This window comes from Iocasia fonsfrigidae (assembly GCF_017751145.1).
Classification (GTDB): Bacteria; Bacillota; Halanaerobiia; order Halanaerobiales; family DTU029; genus Iocasia; species Iocasia fonsfrigidae.
On record NZ_CP046640.1, the window covers coordinates 2,290,873 to 2,311,179 of the forward strand.

Sequence of the window (20,307 nt, forward strand, 5' to 3'; positions counted from 1 at the left end):
TATTACACCTCAAAACTAAAGCTCAAGTAATCCTGATATCGGCTTAATTACCATTACTCCCTTATCCATATCTATATCAATGACTATCTCCCGGGCAGCAGGAATCATATATTCATTATTATTGTCTCTGACAAGAAAAATATCAGTCCCCTCTGTTGTAATTACATCAAAAATCTCACCTAATTTTTCCCCGCTATCAGTAATAACCTGATAACCCAGTAAATCATCAATATAGTATTCGTTTTCCTCTAAGGGTAATATCTCTTCAGAAGGTATTTTAATAAAGTAATCCCTCAGTTCCAGTGCCTGACCAATATTATCGATTCCTTCCAGTTTTAAGACAAGAAAGTTTTTATGATATCTCAACCCTTCAAGATTCTTTTGGAAGATATCATTACCTTTAGCAAGATAAACACTCTCCAACAACTCAAACCTTTCTGGATGATCAGTTAAAGGTATTACCCTAATTTCACCTTTATTACCCTGGTTTTTAGTAATCCTACCGATCTTAACTAATTCTTTAGTATCCATAATAATACTCCAAGTATTATAATTTATTTTTCCTGAATATCAACAATTACCTTTTTGCCTTCCTTGGTTGCTGCTGCCTTAACTACAGTTCTGATAGCACGTGCTATCCGCCCCTGACGTCCGATAATTTTACCCATATCATCATCAGCAACTGATATTTCAAGAATTACAGATTTTTCACCCTCTACCTCATTTATATGAACCATATCCGGGTAGTCAACAATAGATCTGGCAATTGTTTCAACTAATTCTTTCATCTAAACAATCCCCCTTTATCTCTGCTCATTATATTTTGCGTAAATACCCTCTTTCTTTAATAGACTCTTAACAGTATCAGAAGGTAATGCTCCATCATTTAACCATTTTAAAGCCCTATCTTCATCAATCTTCACAGTGGCTGGTTCAGTTGTTGGATTATAATAGCCAAGTTCTTCAATAAATCTACCATCACGAGGTTTACGGGAATCAGCAACTACCAAACGATAAAAGGCATTCCTTTTACTACCCATTCTCTTTAAACGAATCTTAACAGACATAACTTCACCCCCCTTCAATTTGTAATCTTAGGGTAAGAAATCTAATTAAAGAAAGGCAATCTACCTTTCATTTTCTTAGCCCCACCGCTAAACTGTTTCATCATTTTTTTGGTCTGTTTAAACTGTTTTAACAGGCGATTTACATCCTGAATACTTGTCCCACTACCACCAGCTATCCGCTTCCTTCTGCTTCCATTTATCTTGTCAGGTTTCCTTCTTTCTTCAGGTGTCATGGAATTAATAATAGCTGTGATATGATCAAGCTGTTTTTCATCAACCTGCAGGTTTTTTAATTGACCTGCCCCACTTAAACCCGGGATCATTCCCAGAATCTGATCAAGGGGCCCCATATTCCTTACCTGTTCCATCTGATCTAAAAAGTCCTCCAGAGTAAATTCATTCTGCTTAAGCTTTTCTTCCAGTTCCATAGCCTTTTCTGCATCTATACTGGCCTCAGCCTTTTCAATTAAACTAAGCACATCACCCATTCCCAGTATTCTGGAAGCCATTCTGTCTGGATGAAAGACCTCAAGGGCATCAAGTTTCTCCCCCATACCAACAAATTTAATGGGTTTGCCTGTAACAGCCTTAACTGATAAGGCCGCACCACCGCGGGCATCACCATCAAGTTTAGTAAGAATTACCCCATTTATTCCTAAAAGGTCATCAAATTTATTAGCTACCTTAACAGCATCCTGACCTGTCATGGCATCAACTACCAGTAAAATTTCATCTGGCTTGACTTCTTGACGTATTGACTTTAATTCATCCATCATCTCTTCATCTACATGGAGTCGACCTGCAGTATCAATAATTACAACATCATTATTGTTCGACTGTGCAAAACTAATACCAGCCTTAGCAATATCTACCGGGCTGCTCTGATCACCCATAGTAAAAACCGGCAGATCCAGTCTATCCCCTAAAACCTGAAGCTGTTTAATAGCCGCTGGCCTATAGATATCAGCAGCAATCATAGCCGGTCTTTTACCATCCTGTTTTAAAGATTTTGCTAATTTACCGGTACTTGTTGTCTTACCTGAACCCTGTAAACCTACCAGCATAATTACAGTTGGTGGACTATCAGCAAAACTTAATGCACTTTTACTCCCCCCCATAAGTTCTGTTAGCTCATTATTTACTATTTTAATTACCTGCTGACCAGGTGTGAGGCTAGCCAGAACTTCATGCCCAACAGCCCTTATCTCAATCTTTTTGATAAAATTTTTGACAACCTTATAATTTACATCTGCCTCTAACAAAGCCAGTTTTACCTCTTTTAAAGCAGCCTTAACATCTTTTTCACTTAATTTACCCTTACCACGCAGTTTTTTAAAAGTATCCTGTAATTTTTCTGCCAGGCCTTGAAAAACCATAATTGTATCCTCCCTAAAGGTCTTTTTTTATCTCCTCTATTTTCTCTTGTAAATCTTTTTTTACTGTTGATTTTAATGATAAACCACTAATAAAAGCAGCCAGATTGTCTATCTCATCCTTTAATTTAAGATATCTATTAACTAAAGCAAGTTTATTCTCATAATTACGCAATATTTCTTCAGCACGGTGCAGATGGTCATAAACCCCCTGACGGCTAATATCCAGTCTTTCAGCAATCTCAGCCAGAGATAAATCTTGAAAATAATATAACTCCATAGCCTCCTGTTGTTTATCAGTTAATAATTTCCCATAGAAATCAAACAACATACCAATCTCTATAACCTTTTCTAACAATACTACCACCTGCTTGTGTTAAGTAAAACTACTTTACATGTTCATAGTTTATATGATAATGAAACTGTTGTCAAGTATGGAATAAAAAATTATTAAATCCATATATCTTTTCATGAATAAAGTGACATAACGGACATCCAGACTTAATCAACAATCATTAATATTTTCTTAGAACTATTTTTTACATAAAGTTAACTACTTATCATAAACCAGACCAATATATTTACTGGACGACTCTAGAAATTGTCTGGAGGCATGGACGCCGAAAGACAATTTCTCGACAGTAAACGAAGGCAGGACGCCGTAGTATACGACAAGGTAAGTAAATATATTGGTCGGCCTTTAAAGTTATCAATTTAAAAAATCACATAATTCCCTAAGATCAATAAAGCTGTTAGCATTTCCGCTAACAGCTTAAATAATAATCTAATTTATTTACTAATCTGTACTGGCAATCTCTTCTTCCGGCTCAACCAGAATATGCCTGTCATTAAAACCATCATATAACTGATTAGGTCTAAAAATTCTATTTTTAACTTCCATATGCTCTACCCAATGTGCTGACCACCCCATAATCCTTCCCAGTACAAATACTGTAGTAAAGTAATGCGGTTCAATACCCAGAGCTTTCATAACAAGGCCTGACCAGAAGTCAACATTAGGATAGAGTTTCTTGCCAGATAAAACATCGAGAACAACCCGTTCCATCTTTTGAGCAGTCTTATACAAGTCTCCTAATTCATCATCAATATCTAGCGGATTATCCTCAGCAAATATCCTGGGAAGAATCTTATTTTTAGTAAATAAGGCCCTGGGATCATAGGTCTTATAGACACGATGACCGATACCCATAATCTTTTCACCTTTTGCTAATACACTACCAATATAGGATTCTACTTTGTCAGGACTGCCGATCTCCTGCAGCATTTTCAAGACACGCTCATTTGCTCCACCATGTAAAGGACCTGATAATGAATTAATAGCAGAAGCAACAGACGCATAAATACTTGCCTTTGAAGAACCAACAGCCCTTACAGAAAATGTGCTATTATTCATTGTATGATCAGCATGGAGTATCAACAATTTTTCGAAAATATCTACCCATTCCTCATCATCTGCTAAATCCTGATTAAAACAATATAAACAGTACTGTGCATAAGAATCAAATTCTTTATCAGCAGCAAACTCAGCATCTCTTGTCCTTGATATGCCAATAATAGTTGGCAATTTAGCTACTAATCTTATCGCCCTAAAAAGGTTCTGGTTGTAATTATCTACTGTAAAACAGAGATTATCATTGGCTTGTAATTGCAGAACACTAGCACTTAACATATACATAGGATGCAGTTCTTCAGGCATCGCTATGACAGCTTTAGCAATATCTCTATCAACATCTCTATGAACCAAAAATTGTTTTTGTAAAATATTTTTTTCATTCCTTAAAGGTAGATCACCATTTAAAAGCAAAAAAGCAACATCTTCATATGAACAATGCTCGGCAAGTTCCTGGACAGGGTAACCCCTGTATGTAAGTATACCCTTTTCACCATCAATATGACTAATACCCGATTTAGCAACCGGTACACCCGCTAAGCCCGGGAAATATCCCTTCTCCAGTAAAGTGAAAACCAACTGTGAGTAATGTTCTTTTAAGTCGGGGTCTTTAATATCTGAAAGACAGTCCCGAATTTTCTTAATCATTCTTCTTCTCACTACTCCTTTCTTTTCTTTCCAAACCTAATTTTAACTCATAGCTCCTCAAAAAATGTGTAGATGGTGCATATATATTTTATCACAAGCAATTTAACTTATCAATATTAATTATGAAGAATATTCTACCTATATACTTGTATATAGAGAATAAAGATAATTGCACTGCTATTATCATTATTAAACTACTTATTTCGTCAAAATACTGACAATATGAGTAATAAAAAAATAAAATGTTAAAATTATAAAAAAAAGAGCCCCTGAGGGACTCTGTAAAAATAAATACTATTATTTATCCAATCACACCTTATAATCTACAACCACCCTTGACGCTACATGTTTTTTTATGAACTCAACTACTTTTAAGTGTTCCGGGTGGTTTTGATATCTATTAAGATGATTTTCATCAATAAATTCTGAATAAAGCACCAGATCTTTTGCAGCTTCTGAAGGATTAGTATTCACCCCAACTTCAATAAATTTCAATTCATCAATTAAGTCATTTAAGATCTCTAGTTTTTCTTTAATTTTATAGGCTATTTCTTCTTTATTATCAATTTCATCACTAATATCCCACATTACAATATGTTTTAGCATAAAATATTAACCCCCTGAAATTCAGTATCTTTCCACTATATCTTTTCTGTCCACCCGAAGTCATCTTCTAACTCACCAGTTTGAATACCTGTAAGTTTTTGATATATCCTTTCTGCCAGCCGACCTGTCTTACCGTCATTTACCTTAATGGAGCGACCTTCCCAGTTTAATTCTCCTATTGGAGAAATAACAGCAGCAGTACCAGTACCAAAAGCCTCGTCCAATCTGCCTTTTTTATGTTCTTCAAAGATTTCTGCAATAGAGACCCTTCTTTCAGTGACTTTGATGCCCCAACTCTTTACTAATTCAATAGTAGAATCCCTGGTCACACCAGGTAGGATGCTCCCCACAAGAGCCGGTGTTACAAGTTCACTATCAATCTTAAAGAATACATTCATTGAACCAACCTCTTCAATGTATTTTCTTTCTAGACCATCAAGCCACAAAACCTGAACATATCCCCTAGCAGAAGCCTCGGCCTGAGCCTTCAAACTAGCAGCATAATTACCACTGGTTTTAACATGGCCAGTCCCTCCTGGTACTGCACGAACATATTCGTTTTCTACATAGATTTCAACTGGATTAACCCCCTGGGGATAATAAGCCCCTACAGGTGATAAAATAACCATAAATTTATATGTAGATGATGGTTTCAACCCCAGGTATTTATCAGTCGCTATAATAAAAGGCCTGATATACAAAGAAGTCCCTGGAGCAGTTGGTATCCATTCCTTATCAATATTAACCAGTTTTTTAATTGCTTCCAGACAAAACTCTTCATCAATCCGTGGGATACACATTCTATCATTAGTATTATTTAATCTCTCCATATTCTTTTCCGGTCTAAACAATAGAATTCTATTGTCAGGGCTTTTATATGCCTTCATACCCTCAAATACCGCCTGTCCATAATGCAATGTAGCCATAGCGGGATCAAATTTCATCGGGCCATAAGGGACAATTCTGGCATCATGCCACCCTTTGTCTTTAGAGTAATCCATGATAAACATATGATCAGTAAAGTTAGTCCCAAAACCCAGGTTTCCCTGGTCAGGCTTTTCTTTTGGGTTATCAGTTTTTTGTACAGTTATTTCCATGGCCATAGTATAACACTCCCTCTTCATTTTTCAACCTTTTACAGCCAGCATAATTTTAACAGAAAACAATTTCAAGCAGTTTTAATAAACTGGATTCCTTCTATATTTAAATAATATTTTATTCTACATCTCCACCTTCCAAGTATCATCTCTATTAAACCAATCCCTATATTTCTCTTCACCACCTCTTACCTTCCAGTCAGAGTCCACTGTTAGCTTAGAACTAATACCACCCCTGGGGTTACAGATTATAACAATCCTTAAACGTTCAGGTTGATAAACTTCCATTAAATGTTCATACAGGACATTTATTAACCTCTCATAGGAAACGACAATATTTCTAAACTGATAGATATATTTCTTTAATGACTTTAACTCAATAATCTTTTTATCAGGATAAAATGTGAAATAAACCGTAGCAAAATCAGGTTGGTTCTGCACCCCCAGAAAGGTACACTCTGGAATCTTAATCTTTGTCTCATATGCCTGTTCACTGGGATTTGGTATTGATTTTAAGATTGAAGGGTCAATATCCTTATATGTTTTTATTTCTTTACCCATTATTACTCATCTCCCCATTTTTTTAAAATTTATCTTAAATAAATAAAGCCTCAATAAATTTTTTAGCATTAAAGTCCTGTAAATCTTCTGCTGCTTCTCCAACACCTATTAGTTTTATCGGGATACCAAGCTCATTTTTTATCCCGATAACAATTCCACCTTTAGCAGTTCCATCCAGTTTGGTTAAGGCTATCCCATCAACATGAACTGCCTCATTAAAAAGTTTTGCCTGACTCATAGCATTCTGACCTGTAGTAGCATCAAGAACCAGCAAAACCTGTATGTTAAAATCCCCGGCTTCCCGCTCAATAACTCTTTTTACCTTTTTAAGCTCTTCCATAAGGTTTTTCTGGGTATGCAGTCTTCCAGCAGTATCTACAATCAGCAGGTCAATATCCCTGGCCCTAGCAGCCTGTACAGCATCAAAGGCAACTGCTGCAGCATCAGAACCCTCACTCTGAGCAATAACATTAATACCAAGTCTGTCTCCCCAGACCTTTAATTGATCAATGGCAGCAGCACGAAAGGTATCTGCTGCCGCCATTAATACTTTTTTACCATCTTCTTTAAACCTCCGGGCAATTTTGGCAATAGTAGTTGTCTTACCTGCACCATTTACACCCACTACTATTATAATATTCTGGCCTGCTTTTAAGTCCAGTTGACCATCTTCTTCCTTCAATAATGCTGATAATTCCTCTTTAAAGACTTCTGTTAATTCCTCAGGTTCTTTCAGCTCATCTTCTTCAACCCTTTCCTCCAACCCTTCAATTAATTCCATAGCCGTATTAATTCCTACATCAGCCTGAATCAGGATCTCTTCCAGTTCTTCAAATAATTCATCATCAATTTTACCATGGGTACTAAATAAACTGGTTACCTTATTAATAAATCCATCCTTGGTTTTAGACAAACCATTCTTTAACCTATTAAATAAACCACCTTCACTATCATTTTTTTTCTCTGTTACTTCCTCTATTTCCTGCTCATTTTTACTACTTTTCTTGAAAATATTTAACATATCTACCCCTCATTTATTATTTAGATTATTTTAATTTCCCTACATAATTCGGTAAATTCCTGGGCTATTTTATATTTTTGTTTTCTAAGTCTGGTCTCATCTGCCGGGTTATCAGCCTGATAAAATTCCTGTTCAATCATCTCATATTTATCGGCCAAAATATTAAGCTCGGAACTAAATTCTATTACAGTAGCACCCTTAATAATACCATCCCTATCATGACCTATCGCAATTATAGGGCATCCCCAGGTACCAGGACCTGCCATGGCATCACCCATATGCATCACACCTGTTCCACCGGGATGTGTATGTACTATCACTGCCTCTGCTGGTATCTTATCTGTATAGGCTTCCCGTAGAGAAATATCCCTAATATCAGCATAACCAGAAAGAAGGAGTCGAGAAGGAACATAACCCATCCCCCCTACAATAAGCTCCCCTGCCTGCTCAACATAGCCTTTATTATTGAGAATACCAACTGCTGCAACCTCTCTACCCTGTTCTATACTAATTGATTTATTTACCAGCATTTCAGCAAAATTTCTTTCAATACCCTTAACTGTTAAACGCGGGAGTGACCAGTCTATTTGAGCTGCTTTATTTTTTTTATATTTTTTTATTGGTAGATCTACTACTGGTATTTCAGCAGAGATATCAAGATAAGCCAGGCGTAGTTCTGTAGAACGCCTTAGTGCCTGCCTTTCTTCTTTCATTGTCAGAGCAGACAAACTTTTAAGCTGAACTTTCTCTGATTCTGAAGCAAGTTTAAATAGATATTTTTCAGGATAAAGAACACCAACACCTACTGCTCTCTTATTCTTGATCCCTATTTTTATTATCGGACAGTCAAATATATTAATTCCACCAGTACTAATTATTATCCCTGTCTTACCAGGTGAAGTTGAAATGACTGCCGTATTAGCCGGAAGACGGTTTATTAATTCCAGCAATGAACCAGTCGTATTATTAAGCACTGCTGACAACATCATCCTGAAAGGTAAGCCTGCCAGACCACCATCTACCATATCACTATAGGTGGAAATATACCCCTGTTTATCTATAAAAGCCAGCAGACCTATGGAACGACCCTGACCGAGCTTATTACTCCTGTCAACTAAACAATCAATCAATTCCCTTGCTATCCCTTTAATTATCAAATAAATACACCCCTATGCAATTCCTTCATCAAATCTGAGAGAAACAAGTTTGGAAACACCCCTTTCTTCCATAGTGATACCATAGATAGCATCTGCCTGAGTCATCATTTTTTTATTATGTGTGATCAGCATAAATTGTACATAAGCAGAATACTCACGTATATAATTGGCAAAACGAAGGACATTGGCATCATCCAGTGGGGCATCTATCTCATCCAGAATATAGATCGGACTGGGGTTTACCTTTAAGAAAGCAAATACTAGAGCAATTGCTGTTAAAGCGCGTTCTCCACCAGACATCAGGCTTAGTTTTTTCAACTGTTTACCTGGTGGTTGTGCTTCAATCTCTACACCTGTTTCCAGAAGATTATCTGTTTTAGTAAGGTTTAGTCGGGCTTTACCACCATTAAACAGGTGGGAAAAAGTCTTTTCAAACTCAGTTTTAACCTTCTGAAAGGTAAGGTGGAACAATTCAGCCATTTTATCCTTAATATCATCAATAATCCTCACAATAGCATCCCTGGCCTTTAATAAATCTTCTTCCTGATCCCTGAGATACCCTAATCTGTCTTTTAATTCATTATATTCCATAACTGCCCCAGTATTAACAGTACCCAGGCGTTTAATTGCCTCTTTAAATTCAGCAATTTTATTTGCTACCTGCCGCTGCTCTTTTATTTCTATCCGCTCCCCAATTCCCTCTTCAGCACTAAGATCATATTCATCACTCAGCCTCTCTTCAATCTGCTCATTCCTATCTTCTAAACGCGTAATCTTTAGAGCTAATTTATGATTTTTTTCATTATATTCATTAACAGTCTGTTCTATAATTTGATGCTTTTCTTTTAAGCCTTTAAAATCCTCTTCCTGTACAGCAAAGTCTTTTTTTCTCCCTTCAAGTTCTTCCTGTAAAGAAGAAATATTATCTACATATTCCTCTTTTTTTAATACAAGTTCAGTCTTACGCTCTTTTAAAACCTCCTCCTTTTTGTTTAATCCGGCCACTTTTTCCCTAAATTTCTTTATCTGAAGCTCATTTGTCTCCCTTTGCTCTTGTAATGAATTCTTTTCGCGAAGTAGATTTTCTTCTTTCTGCTTTACTGTTGCTAATTCAACTTTCAATTCTGTAATATCTTTTCTGATTTCCTCTTCAAGACGCTCTAGTTCAGCTATCTCTTTTTCCTTAATAAAAATCTCATCTCTACCCTTGTCATTCTCCCTATTAATTAATTCAAGCTGTTGTTCGATTTTTTGTTTTCTATTATCAGTTTCCCCCAGAGTTTCATGACATTTTACAAAATTCTGGTCCAAATTCTCCAGTTTATTTTCCAGTTTCAATTGTTCTTTTTTAAAATTACTTAAATCTTTTTCAAGGTCATTTTCCGTAAATTTTAGTTTGTTTATTTCTTTAAGACAGCCCCCTTTTTCCTTTTCATCTTGCTCAAGCCTGACCAGTAGTTCTTCTTTTTTTCTTTCTTCTATTTCTATAGTTCCTTTAATATCTACTATCTTCTCCCTGAGTTCCTCAATTTCTCTTCCTCTGGCCAGCAGACCCTGTTTATTTCTGGTCCTGCTGCCGCCTGAAATTGCACCACCAGGGCTAATCACTTCACCATCAAGAGTTACAATTCTAAAACTACTTCTTATCTTTTTAGCTATCTCCCTGGCTGCCTTTAAATCTGAAGCAATAATTATCCTGCCCAGTAAATAATTAAATACAGGAGTTAATTCACTATCAAATGATATAAATTCTACTGCTAACCCCAGAAAACCTGGTACATTATCTAAATTACAATGAGTAAGCTCAGCCCTCTTACCAGTAATCATATTTAACGGTAAAAAGGTGGCTCGTCCAGCTTTTTCCCGTTTTAAGAAATTTACACACTGTTGGGCTGATTCATCATCTTCAACAATAAGATTCTGCAATTTAGCCCCCAGAGCAGTCTCAATAGCTGTTTCAAATTTTCTATTTACCTTAATTTGATCAGCAACAACCCCTATCACTCCATTTAAAACTTCACTATTTTTTAAGACCCCTCTGACACCTTGAAAATACCCCTGATAATCCTCTTCCATATTCTCCAATATATGTAGACGAGAGGCCATCTGCTGCAGTTGTCTATCTTTACTATCAATACCTTCCTGTAGTTCTGTTATACCTTTCTTAGATTCATTAATTCTGTTATCCAATCTTACTATATTTTCATTAAGGGAAGACAAGTCATCAATTACTGAGTTTAAATCTTCATTGATATTCTCCTGCTGTAAAATATTCATATCCAGCTCTTCAGAGATACCTTTCCGCTCAGCAATTAGATTTTCAATCTCCTTCTCTAGATAATAACTCTTCTCACGAACCTTCTCTAACTCAGTATGGATATCAGTCAATTCAACATTTTCACTTAATAGAGATTCCCTTAAAACTAATAACTTTTCTTTTTGCTGGTTTAATTTTTCTTTCTTTAGTAAAAGCTCATCTTCCTTAGAAGACAGTCTATCTTTAATATCGGCATTTTGATCACTAGCCCTTTTATTCTCATCATTAAGTCCAACTATTTTATCATGCAAGTCTTTCTGATTTTCTTGCAAAATACTTATCTGTTCTTTAAGATTAAGCCTCTCTCTGTTTAAGCCGTTTTTCCTTTCAGCAAGAATCTTTAAATTATTCTCTGCCTGTTCTTTTTTAATTTTCAACTGGTAAAAGTCTGCCTGCCGTTCATCTAATAAATCCTGATCCACTTCCAGTTTATTCTTTTTTACCTCTAATAATTCATTCAGTGAGTCAAGCTCTTTTCTATTTTTGTTCAAATCCCTACTGACTATTTCTTTTTCTGCCTGGGCATCATTAAGATCTAAGCTATTTTTAGACCACTTATCCAGCAGGAGATTAACCTCCAATTCCTTCAGCTCATGATGAAATCGTTCATATTTCCTGGCTTTTTCAGCAGCTTTTTTTAAAGGATTAAGCTGTTTATCCAGCTCCCAGATCAGGTCCTTAACCCGCTGTAAGTCCTGTTTAGTTTTGTCAAGTCTTTTTTCTGCTTCATCCTTTCTCATCTTATATTTACTAATACCAGCTGCCTCTTCAAATAATTCCCTGAGTTTTTCAGGTTTGCTATTTAAGATAGAGTCTATCTTCCCCTGACCAACTATAGAATAGGAGTCTTTACCCATACCTGTATCCATCATTAACTCCTCTATATCCTTTAAACGGCATAAGGAACCATTTAATAGATAATCACTCTGACCATCTTCAGTTACCTGGCGGCTGATCTTTATTTCCCGTGCCTCACTTGCCAGTGTCTGATCAGCGTTATCAAAATAAAGGGTGACAGAGGCCTTTTTTAACGGTTTGCAATCATCACTACCTGCAAAAATAACATCAGCCATTTTCCCACCCCGTAGTGTTTTAGCACTCTGTTCGCCTAAGGCCCAGCGAATAGCATCAACTATATTACTTTTACCGCTCCCATTGGGCCCAACAAGCGCTGTAATAGGGGATTGAAAATCAATGGTAACAGGTTTTGCAAATGATTTAAAACCATCAATCTTAAGCTTTTTAAGAAACATATGAATCACCTCATCAGATCAATATATATTTTATCAATCTATAAATACAAAAACAAGATAAAAACCTATCCAACAGCAGATAGGTTAACAAACAATATTTAACTATCTATGATAAACCTTTTCCTGTATAGTAATTCTAGATAATAGATAAAAGTCCTTCAACAATAAACTAAGTTAATTAAATTTTTTTCAACCTATTTACTTCCCTATTACTCAAAAACCGGTAACTGCCCTCTGAAACACCATCTAAATTAAGAAAAGCAAAGCCTATCCTTTTTAAAGCTATCACCTGATAATCCAGTTGACTGCACATTCTTCTAACCTGACGGTTTCTGCCCTCATGGATAGTTAATATAAATGTTGTACTATTCCCTTTTTTAATTACATCCTGAACAGAGGCAGGTGCTGTCAAGCCATCTTCAAGCTTGACCCCTTTTTCCAGCTGTTTAAAAAACCCAGGGGAGGGATGCCCAGGTATCTCTACCTGGTAAATCTTATCTATTTCATGTGATGGATGTGTTAATTTATAGGTTAGGTCCCCATCATTTGATAATAATAAAAGACCACTTGTATCATAATCAAGTCTTCCCACAGGATAGATCCTTTCTTTAATTCCTTGAATATAATCCAGGACTGTATTCCTACCCCTGGGGTCATTAACTGTTGTAATACACCCGCTTGGTTTATTTAAAAGCACATATACCTTTTTTTCTCTGTTTATTTTTTGGCCATCAACCTCAATAGTATCTTCTGTAGAGACCTTAACACCTAGTTCCCTGACAACACTCCCATTTACCTTAACCCTCCCCTGTTTAATAATATCTTCTGACTTACGCCTGGATGCAACCCCAGCATGAGCCATCACCTTTTGTAGTCTCTCCATCAACAACACCTCTATTAATTACTATTCTATATTAAAAGCTAATCCCCTCCTAGTAAAACAGTAATCCAGTTCCAGAATTTCAAAAAAAATGACCTGTAATTTAAATCATTCGCCGCCAGAAGCTCCACTTTACTTAGGAGCTCTCCATTATCATAAACCTTAAGACTTCCTATAAGATCCCCCCTTTTTATTGGCAGTTCCAGGCTGGGTTTTAAATAAACCTCCTTCTGCAATTTAATCTTTCCCCCTCTGGGAAGGACTGTCAGGAGAGGACAATTAATCATAAACCCTAATTCCCCTTCCTGGGAATCCTCCCAATTCATTTTATAAACTATTTCACCTTTATCCATTACTACTACCTTTTTAAATTGATCAAGTCCAAAATCCAGGAGATTCCTTACATCATTCCAGTCATTCGGACAATTTAAAACAACGGCAACTACCTCTCTACCATCCCTCCGGGCAGAGGCCACCAGACAACGGCCGGCTGCCTTTGTATAACCAGTCTTACCTCCAGTTATATCAGAATATGACCAGAGTAGTTTATTATGATTCCTTAATCCCCTACCCCAATCATTTCCTGACCAGGAGATCGTCTTGTTTTTACTGGCCGTAATTCGGGCAAAAATTTCGTTTTCCAGGGCATATGCCATAATCATAGCTAGATCGTATGCTGTAGAGTAATGATTACTATCAGGTAGTCCACTGGGATTTATAAAATTACTATTTTTAGCCCCCATCTCTACTGCCCGTCTATTCATTAATTCTGCATATTCCTCAACAGAACCTGAAATATGTTCCGCAATGGCCATTGCAGCATCATTACCTGAAGCAAGCATGACCCCATAAAGGAGTTCTTCCAGCCTTATTTTTTCACCTTCACTCAGGTAAATAGAAGACCCCTCCTGATATGCCGCCTTTCGACTAACAGTTACTACATCATTAATATTGCTTTCTTCAATAGCTACAATACTAGTAAGGATCTTGGTTGTACTTGCTGGCGGGCATTTCAAATGCATATTTTTATTATAAAGGACCTGTCTTGTTTCCAGATCAATCACACAGGCTGAATTTGCAGAAACATATGGTGCTGCAGTTACTATTACTGACTGCGAAACCAATATCAAAAGAAAAATAAATAGAAAAAAAATACTCAAATTAAATAACCTCTTCATAAATTCACCTACCTGGGAAGCTATTTCCTTTAAGTATATGCAAGAAAAAAAGTTTTATTAAAACATTTATAACACTTATTTATTTTTTCTCCATAATCTCCTGTATTTGTTTTAATAGTTCAGGAGCAACATTAATTATCCTTTCTGCAACAGCATTATTGGCCACTGGCAGTAGCCTTACCTGTTCTTTATTAACAACCAGAAAGGCCATTGGGTTTAGCATTACACCTGCTCCACTACCACCTGCAAAGGGTTGTCGGTTTCCTCCCTCCTGACCCTTAGCAGGAGCTGTACTTATCTCACCACCACCTGCCGCAAAACCAAAAGAAACCTTCGATATTGGGATAATCACACTACCATCTGGGGTCTCAACAGGATCACCCACAATTGTATTAACATCGACCATTCCTTTGATATTGCTCATTGCTGTATCCATTAATTTTTCAATTGGATGTTCTCCCATGGGCGGTATCCTCCTTTTACTCGATATACTATTATCTTTATTACTGTAAATATAATATTACCTATTGTTAGTAAAAATATACCATGAAAGGAGGTCTTAAAACCCCGCTGTTTAAAATTCGGTTTAATACTAAGTCGTGGTTTTTTGATAAAATCAATCCTCTTTTCAGCCAGCTGTATCAATAAACACTTAATAAACCAGAGTAGCCCATTACTTATCCCTGTTAATGCAGGGTCGGCCAGACCAAATTCAGTCTCCCAGGAAACCTCTTTTGCCTTTAAATGTATGGTATTAATTATTAATTCATTTAATTGCTTATTAAGCAAGACAGCTATAACCCGGCTAAGTTTTTTAAATTGTATTTCCTGCCAACTGACCTCTTTTTCCAGTTCAATATCCTTTTTCTTGTGCCAGACATTTATAAAAATAGCATCTATTTCAGCAAATAGCTCTGTAAAAAAAAGCAGAAATCTATTCTCAATATAGGGTATCTTAAAGTGAAAACCAAATATTCTCAATCCAGTAAATAAGTCAAGTCTAAAGTCATCATCTGCACCTTTTCTACTATAATCTATTTCCAGACTAACCGGTATTAGCAGCAAAAATAAAAATAAAGAGACCAATAAGATAAGAATCATAGGTTTCACTCCTGTCCTCTTATCCCTATTAGTCCCCATATTTTAGTAATAATATACCAGTTTTAGTCCTCTTCTTCAACCTCTGGTAATTCACTTAAATTCTCAAGGTCGAAATGCCGCAAAAACTCTTTTGTTGTACCATAGACTATCGGATTACCTATTGTATCTTTACGGCCTAATTCTTCAACAAGCCCATATTTGCCGAGGGTAAGCAAGGTTTTTTCAGCCTTAACACCACGAATCTCCTCTATCTCGGCCCTTGTTACTGGCTGTTTATAGGCAATTATAGCCAGCGTTTCCAGTGCCGCCTGACTTAAACGGGTAATTTTTTTATTATACATATCCTCAATAAGTGAGGAATACTCCGGTTTAGTCATAAGAACATAACTCCCATTATATTCTTTTAAAAATACCCCGTGCTGTTCTTTCTTATATTCAGCTGCCAGGGAAGACAAATACTTGCGCAGCTTTATTTCTGATATATTTAAGATCTTTGTCATTTCATCTATCGAAATAGGTTCAGCTGTTGAAAATAGCAGGGCCTCTATCCCTGCCAGCCAATTATCCTTCACCATCACTACCAACCCCAAATAAGATAAATTTTAATTTTTTGCCAGCACCCTGGATAAATTTATATTGGAAAATACCCTATCCTGCTTAACCCTTATCTTTGACTGCCTGGCTAACTCAAGAATACTTAAGAAAGTAACTACTATCTCAATCCTATTTTTCCGGTTATTAATTAACTCTTTAAAAGAAAGCCCTGTCTCTGTCTCAAGAAGTCTTCTTACAATCTCTCTTATCTTATCCTCAATCTTTATTTCTTCAAACTTAAAGTCGGGGAGGTGACTCTTCACACCCCTCTGACCTTCTTCCTCTTCCTCTTTCTTACTTATAGAATTAATCGACTTTTGATAAGCTGTTATTAACTGGGACAGTTCTAGATCAAGATTAAGTCTTAGATCAGCACTTATAAAACTCTCCTCATTAATTGGTCTGCTAAACATCTTACAGGACTTTTCCTCAAAATCCCTTAAAACCAGAGATATCTTTTTAAAAAGGTGATATTCCTTTAAACGCCTGACCAGCTTATTCCCCTCATCTTCCTCATCAATTTCATCATCCTGAGGGAGTATTGTTCTGGCCTTAATTGCAATCAACTCTGTTGCAATAAGCATAAATTCACTAGCATAATCAAGATTAAATTCCTGAAGATTGTTCAGATAATCCAGATACTGTTCAGTTATACTAGCCAAGGAGATATTGCTAATCTCTATCCTGTTTTTTTTAACTAACTGATAAAGGAGTTCCAGTGGACCCTGAAAACTCTCTAGTTGGACTTCATAGACCATTTACCTCACCCTTTTATAGCAGAATATTAACCAGAATACCTAAGATAGGGGTTATTATACTCGACAAAATACCAGTATATAATAATACCAGAAGAATTATCATACCAACTGGACCCTCTAACTGGTATAAATACCTGTCAAATTTAGGGGGCAAAAAACCACGCAGTATCTTTGAACCATCTAATGGCGGCACAGGTATAAGATTAAAGAGAGCTAAACCCAAATTCATGAGTACACCCAAAAATAAGAAATTTACCAAGACTTCTACAATATTCCCCGGACCAAGGTAATTAATCTGAAACAAAAGACTGCCCAGGGGTTGACCTGTAATAAGGGAAAAAGACCTCAGTAACATAGCAAAAACAAAAGCAAGAACAAAATTTGCTGCTGGACCAGCCATCCCAACCAGCATCATCCCCTGTCTCTGATTCTGATAATACCGCGGATTAACTATTACCGGTTTAGCCCAACCAAATCTCCTGGTAATTATTAAAACTAGGGTACCTACAAGGTCAAGATGTACCAGGGGATTAAGTGTTAACCGGCCCATCATCCTGGGGGTTGGATCACCCAGCATATCTGAGGCCTTACCATGAGAAAACTCATGAAAAGATAATGACAATAATAAAATAGGTATAGCCAGAATCAATTCCATTATATCCAAAAATATTTCACTCCATTCTCTCTTTTAGCAGTTCTTTTACATAAGCAAGTTCTTCCTGATGGGTAGATACCTCTCCCTTTAAACGTGCCCGGTATACCCTATCAAATATATCTTTATATACAGGGCCTGGATTTAAACCAAGTTCTTTTAAATCAAAACCACTAATAGCCAGTTCTATCCCCTTCAACTCATTTATATAACGCCTGATATTTTTTTCAACCATTACCTTTCCAGACTTAACAAGGAGAATAACAAGTTCCTCTAATTTATATTCATTAAGCATATCTACCAGTCTCAGGTCATCAAGATCATTATCAAGAGTCTCTATCAAATCCCTGGCAGTTAAATAAAAAGACAGGATATCTTTATACCTTTCTTTAAGATTCCAATCTACAATATCTTTTTTCTTAAGTTTATCAGTAAATAAAGCAAGACGTAGTACCCATTCTTCTATATTATAATTCTTTTCTTTTAAATATTCAAGCCAGGACTCCAGTCGAGTTGACTGCTGCCAGTAATCAACACCTTCTGCTAATTCTATCCCCAGCAGTTTAAAAACAGGAATATTTTTAATCAGTCCTAAAAGCCTCCTGTTTATCTTCTCAGCAAATAATAATTCCAGTTCCTTAATAATTCGTTCAGATGTAAGGCGGGAAAAATCGCCTGCTAATACAGCTTCCCTTGCTAAATCCTCTGTCTCCTTTTCAAAATCAAATTTCAGTCTACTAGCCAATCTAATACCCCGAATTACTCGTGTGGGGTCATCAAGAAAACTAAACCTATGCAGGGCTCTCAGTTTTTTCTCTGCCAAATCCTTCTGTCCACCAAAATAATCAATCATCCTACCCCATTTATCACTATTTAGCGCCACAGCCAAAGCGTTTATCGTATAATCCCTGCGAAATAAGTCCTCAAAAATATTTGTCTCTGTTACTTCAGGCAAAGCCCCAGGATAATGATAGTTTTCTCTCCTGGTACCAGCCAGGTCAATGTTTAAACCATCAGCAAATTTAATACTCCCTGTTTTAAACTGTTCATTATATAAAACCTTGGCAGAAAAAAAATCACTTAGTTGTTTGATAAGTTCTACAGGATTACCATCAACAACTATATCTATATCATTATTCCCCTTACCTAACAGTAAATCCCTGATTATCCCACCAATTAAATAGGCCCTGATTTGAGATTTATCAGCAATAGCACCTATTTCTTTTAATATTTTTATTATCTTGACAGGAAGCTCATCCATAAGATCCCTAATCTCTAGCTCTTTCTCCTCAATCTTAACCAGACTACTGCCATAACGATTCTTATGCTGATAGGGAGTCTCATTACCATAATATGAGGCCAGTATATCACTCCTGGTTACTATGCCCAGCAATTCCCCTCCCTCTACTACTGGTAATCTTCCTACCCCATGTTTAACCATTAGGTCCTGTGCCTGATGGACAGGGAGATACCCCTGTATAGTAACCAGGTCTTTTGACATGTAAGCCTTTACAGGTGCATGCATCAAGTTATGTTGTTTGACTTTGTCAATGTCACGGCGGGAAAAAATACCTTTAACTTTACCATCATATACTACAACGCCATTATGCCCATATTTTTTCATGATTTCTTCAACTTCACTTATCGGCGTATCAGGGAGAACAGTTCTTACTGGAGATGACATAATTTCCCTTATGCTTTTTACAGGCTGTACTCTATTATTAACAATTTTCTTCAGTCTCTTTATAACAGAAGAAAGTTCCCCTTCTAAACTGGCAGCACCTGCACCTGCATGTCCACCACCACCAAGTTCCTTACATATTGAACCAATGTTAACAGCTTCATCACTACTCCTACCTATTACTTCTACCTTTTTGCCCATCTTTACTACTACAAAAAGACTGGGCAAGTGATAAAGCTCTTTTAATTTCTCAGTAACCCGATTAATACCTCCTATATACTTAGCATATGAAGTAGCAAAAAGTGCAATTTCAATACCATCTATTTTAATTAGCTTTTTATTATCAAGGAGTTCCTCCAGTAGTTTTTCCTGTTTACTATTCAACGGTTTTTTTGTAAAATCATTTATAATTTTAAGATTAGCACCTTCATCAAGCAAATAGGCAACAGCCCTGGCGTCAGCTGCTGTTGTATTCATGTGTGTCAGGTTTCCAGTATCAGCATAAATAGCCAGGGCACATACCGTAGCCTCCAGAGGGTTTAGTTCCCTGGATTCGGCAATTATTTTATTGATCAATATAGTTGTTGCTGACCCTACTTCTTGGCTTAAATCCAGGGTAGCCCAATCAAGTTTATCATGGGGATGATGGTCATATACCACCGTCTCACACCTGGACCAGTCTATCTTATCTTTTAAATCACCTAATCTTTCAATCTTATATGTATCAACAATAATTACCCTGTCAACCTTAGAAAGGTCTATTTCCTTCAGTTTAAAGACCTCTATTTCATCTCTATAAAGTACTAAAAAATCCTTTACTAGCCTGTGTATCCGGCCAACAAAAACTGCTTTTGCCGCCGGGTATATCTTTCTGGCAGCTACCATAGCCCCCAGACCATCAAAATCTGTTAATTGATGTGACACAATAATATCCAGCATACTCACCCCTATC

General features: G+C 36.5%; 20 protein-coding genes. All 20 read right to left on the reverse strand.

What is annotated here, in order from left to right; all coding sequences use genetic code 11:
- Positions 1–15: 15 nt before the first annotated feature.
- Entirely contained in the window at positions 16–531 is a 516-nt protein-coding gene (rimM, locus tag GM661_RS10975) for a ribosome maturation factor RimM (RefSeq protein WP_230866883.1), read from the reverse strand.
- 23 nt (positions 532–554) lie between these two features.
- Positions 555–788, reverse strand: a complete 234-nt coding sequence (locus GM661_RS10980) for a KH domain-containing protein (RefSeq protein WP_125990661.1) — start codon at positions 786–788, stop codon at positions 555–557.
- Positions 789–803: 15 nt separating this feature from the next.
- Positions 804–1,067 carry a 30S ribosomal protein S16 gene (gene rpsP / locus GM661_RS10985; RefSeq protein WP_125990662.1) on the reverse strand — a complete coding sequence of 88 codons (264 nt, stop codon included), beginning with the start codon at positions 1,065–1,067 and terminating at the stop codon, positions 804–806.
- A 41-nt stretch (positions 1,068–1,108) separates the two neighbouring features.
- Positions 1,109–2,443, reverse strand: coding sequence for a signal recognition particle protein (ffh, locus tag GM661_RS10990; protein ID WP_230866884.1), 1,335 nt, complete (start codon positions 2,441–2,443; stop codon positions 1,109–1,111).
- 13 nt (positions 2,444–2,456) lie between these two features.
- Entirely contained in the window at positions 2,457–2,807 is a 351-nt protein-coding gene (gene ylxM, locus GM661_RS10995; RefSeq protein WP_407929592.1) for a YlxM family DNA-binding protein, read from the reverse strand.
- A 429-nt stretch (positions 2,808–3,236) separates the two neighbouring features.
- Positions 3,237–4,499: a citrate/2-methylcitrate synthase gene (locus tag GM661_RS11000; RefSeq protein WP_125990665.1), complete on the reverse strand. Its 1,263-nt coding sequence runs from the start codon at positions 4,497–4,499 to the stop codon at positions 3,237–3,239.
- 309 nt (positions 4,500–4,808) lie between these two features.
- Positions 4,809–5,105, reverse strand: a complete 297-nt coding sequence (locus tag GM661_RS11005) for a Dabb family protein (protein WP_125990666.1) — start codon at positions 5,103–5,105, stop codon at positions 4,809–4,811.
- Between the two features lie 35 nt (positions 5,106–5,140).
- Positions 5,141–6,202, reverse strand: a complete 1,062-nt coding sequence (locus GM661_RS11010) for a branched-chain amino acid aminotransferase (protein ID WP_407929664.1) — start codon at positions 6,200–6,202, stop codon at positions 5,141–5,143.
- Positions 6,203–6,325: 123 nt separating this feature from the next.
- On the reverse strand, positions 6,326–6,763 hold the full coding sequence (locus GM661_RS11015) for a preQ(1) synthase (protein WP_205739224.1): 438 nt from the start codon (positions 6,761–6,763) through the stop codon (positions 6,326–6,328).
- A gap of 34 nt (positions 6,764–6,797) precedes the next feature.
- Positions 6,798–7,784, reverse strand: coding sequence for a signal recognition particle-docking protein FtsY (gene ftsY, locus GM661_RS11020; RefSeq protein WP_125990668.1), 987 nt, complete (start codon positions 7,782–7,784; stop codon positions 6,798–6,800).
- Positions 7,785–7,804: 20 nt separating this feature from the next.
- Complete coding sequence (locus tag GM661_RS11025) at positions 7,805–8,941, reverse strand: peptidase S7 (protein ID WP_230866887.1); 1,137 nt, start codon at positions 8,939–8,941, stop codon at positions 7,805–7,807.
- Positions 8,942–8,953: 12 nt separating this feature from the next.
- On the reverse strand, positions 8,954–12,511 hold the full coding sequence (gene smc, locus GM661_RS11030; RefSeq protein ID WP_230866888.1) for a chromosome segregation protein SMC: 3,558 nt from the start codon (positions 12,509–12,511) through the stop codon (positions 8,954–8,956).
- A 178-nt stretch (positions 12,512–12,689) separates the two neighbouring features.
- Entirely contained in the window at positions 12,690–13,394 is a 705-nt protein-coding gene (locus GM661_RS11035) for a pseudouridine synthase (RefSeq protein ID WP_230866889.1), read from the reverse strand.
- A gap of 38 nt (positions 13,395–13,432) precedes the next feature.
- On the reverse strand, positions 13,433–14,569 hold the full coding sequence (locus GM661_RS11040; RefSeq protein WP_230866890.1) for a D-alanyl-D-alanine carboxypeptidase family protein: 1,137 nt from the start codon (positions 14,567–14,569) through the stop codon (positions 13,433–13,435).
- Between the two features lie 79 nt (positions 14,570–14,648).
- The gene (gene ytfJ, locus GM661_RS11045) at positions 14,649–15,032 is read right to left on the reverse strand and encodes a GerW family sporulation protein (RefSeq protein WP_230866891.1); all 384 of its coding nucleotides are present in this window, start codon (positions 15,030–15,032) and stop codon (positions 14,649–14,651) included.
- The gene (locus GM661_RS11050) at positions 15,005–15,670 is read right to left on the reverse strand and encodes a DUF2953 domain-containing protein (RefSeq protein WP_230866892.1); all 666 of its coding nucleotides are present in this window, start codon (positions 15,668–15,670) and stop codon (positions 15,005–15,007) included. Before GM661_RS11050 ends, ytfJ begins: the two co-directional genes overlap by 28 nt.
- 62 nt (positions 15,671–15,732) lie before the next feature.
- Complete coding sequence (gene scpB, locus GM661_RS11055) at positions 15,733–16,245, reverse strand: SMC-Scp complex subunit ScpB (protein WP_230866893.1); 513 nt, start codon at positions 16,243–16,245, stop codon at positions 15,733–15,735.
- Positions 16,246–16,272: 27 nt separating this feature from the next.
- The gene (locus GM661_RS11060; RefSeq protein WP_230866894.1) at positions 16,273–17,022 is read right to left on the reverse strand and encodes a segregation and condensation protein A; all 750 of its coding nucleotides are present in this window, start codon (positions 17,020–17,022) and stop codon (positions 16,273–16,275) included.
- A gap of 13 nt (positions 17,023–17,035) precedes the next feature.
- Positions 17,036–17,677 (reverse strand): site-2 protease family protein, encoded by a 642-nt coding sequence (locus GM661_RS11065; protein ID WP_125992205.1) that lies wholly within the window; start codon positions 17,675–17,677, stop codon positions 17,036–17,038.
- Between the two features lie 16 nt (positions 17,678–17,693).
- On the reverse strand, positions 17,694–20,294 hold the full coding sequence (locus tag GM661_RS11070) for a CBS domain-containing protein (protein ID WP_230866895.1): 2,601 nt from the start codon (positions 20,292–20,294) through the stop codon (positions 17,694–17,696).
- Between the last annotated feature and the right edge of the window lie 13 nt (positions 20,295–20,307).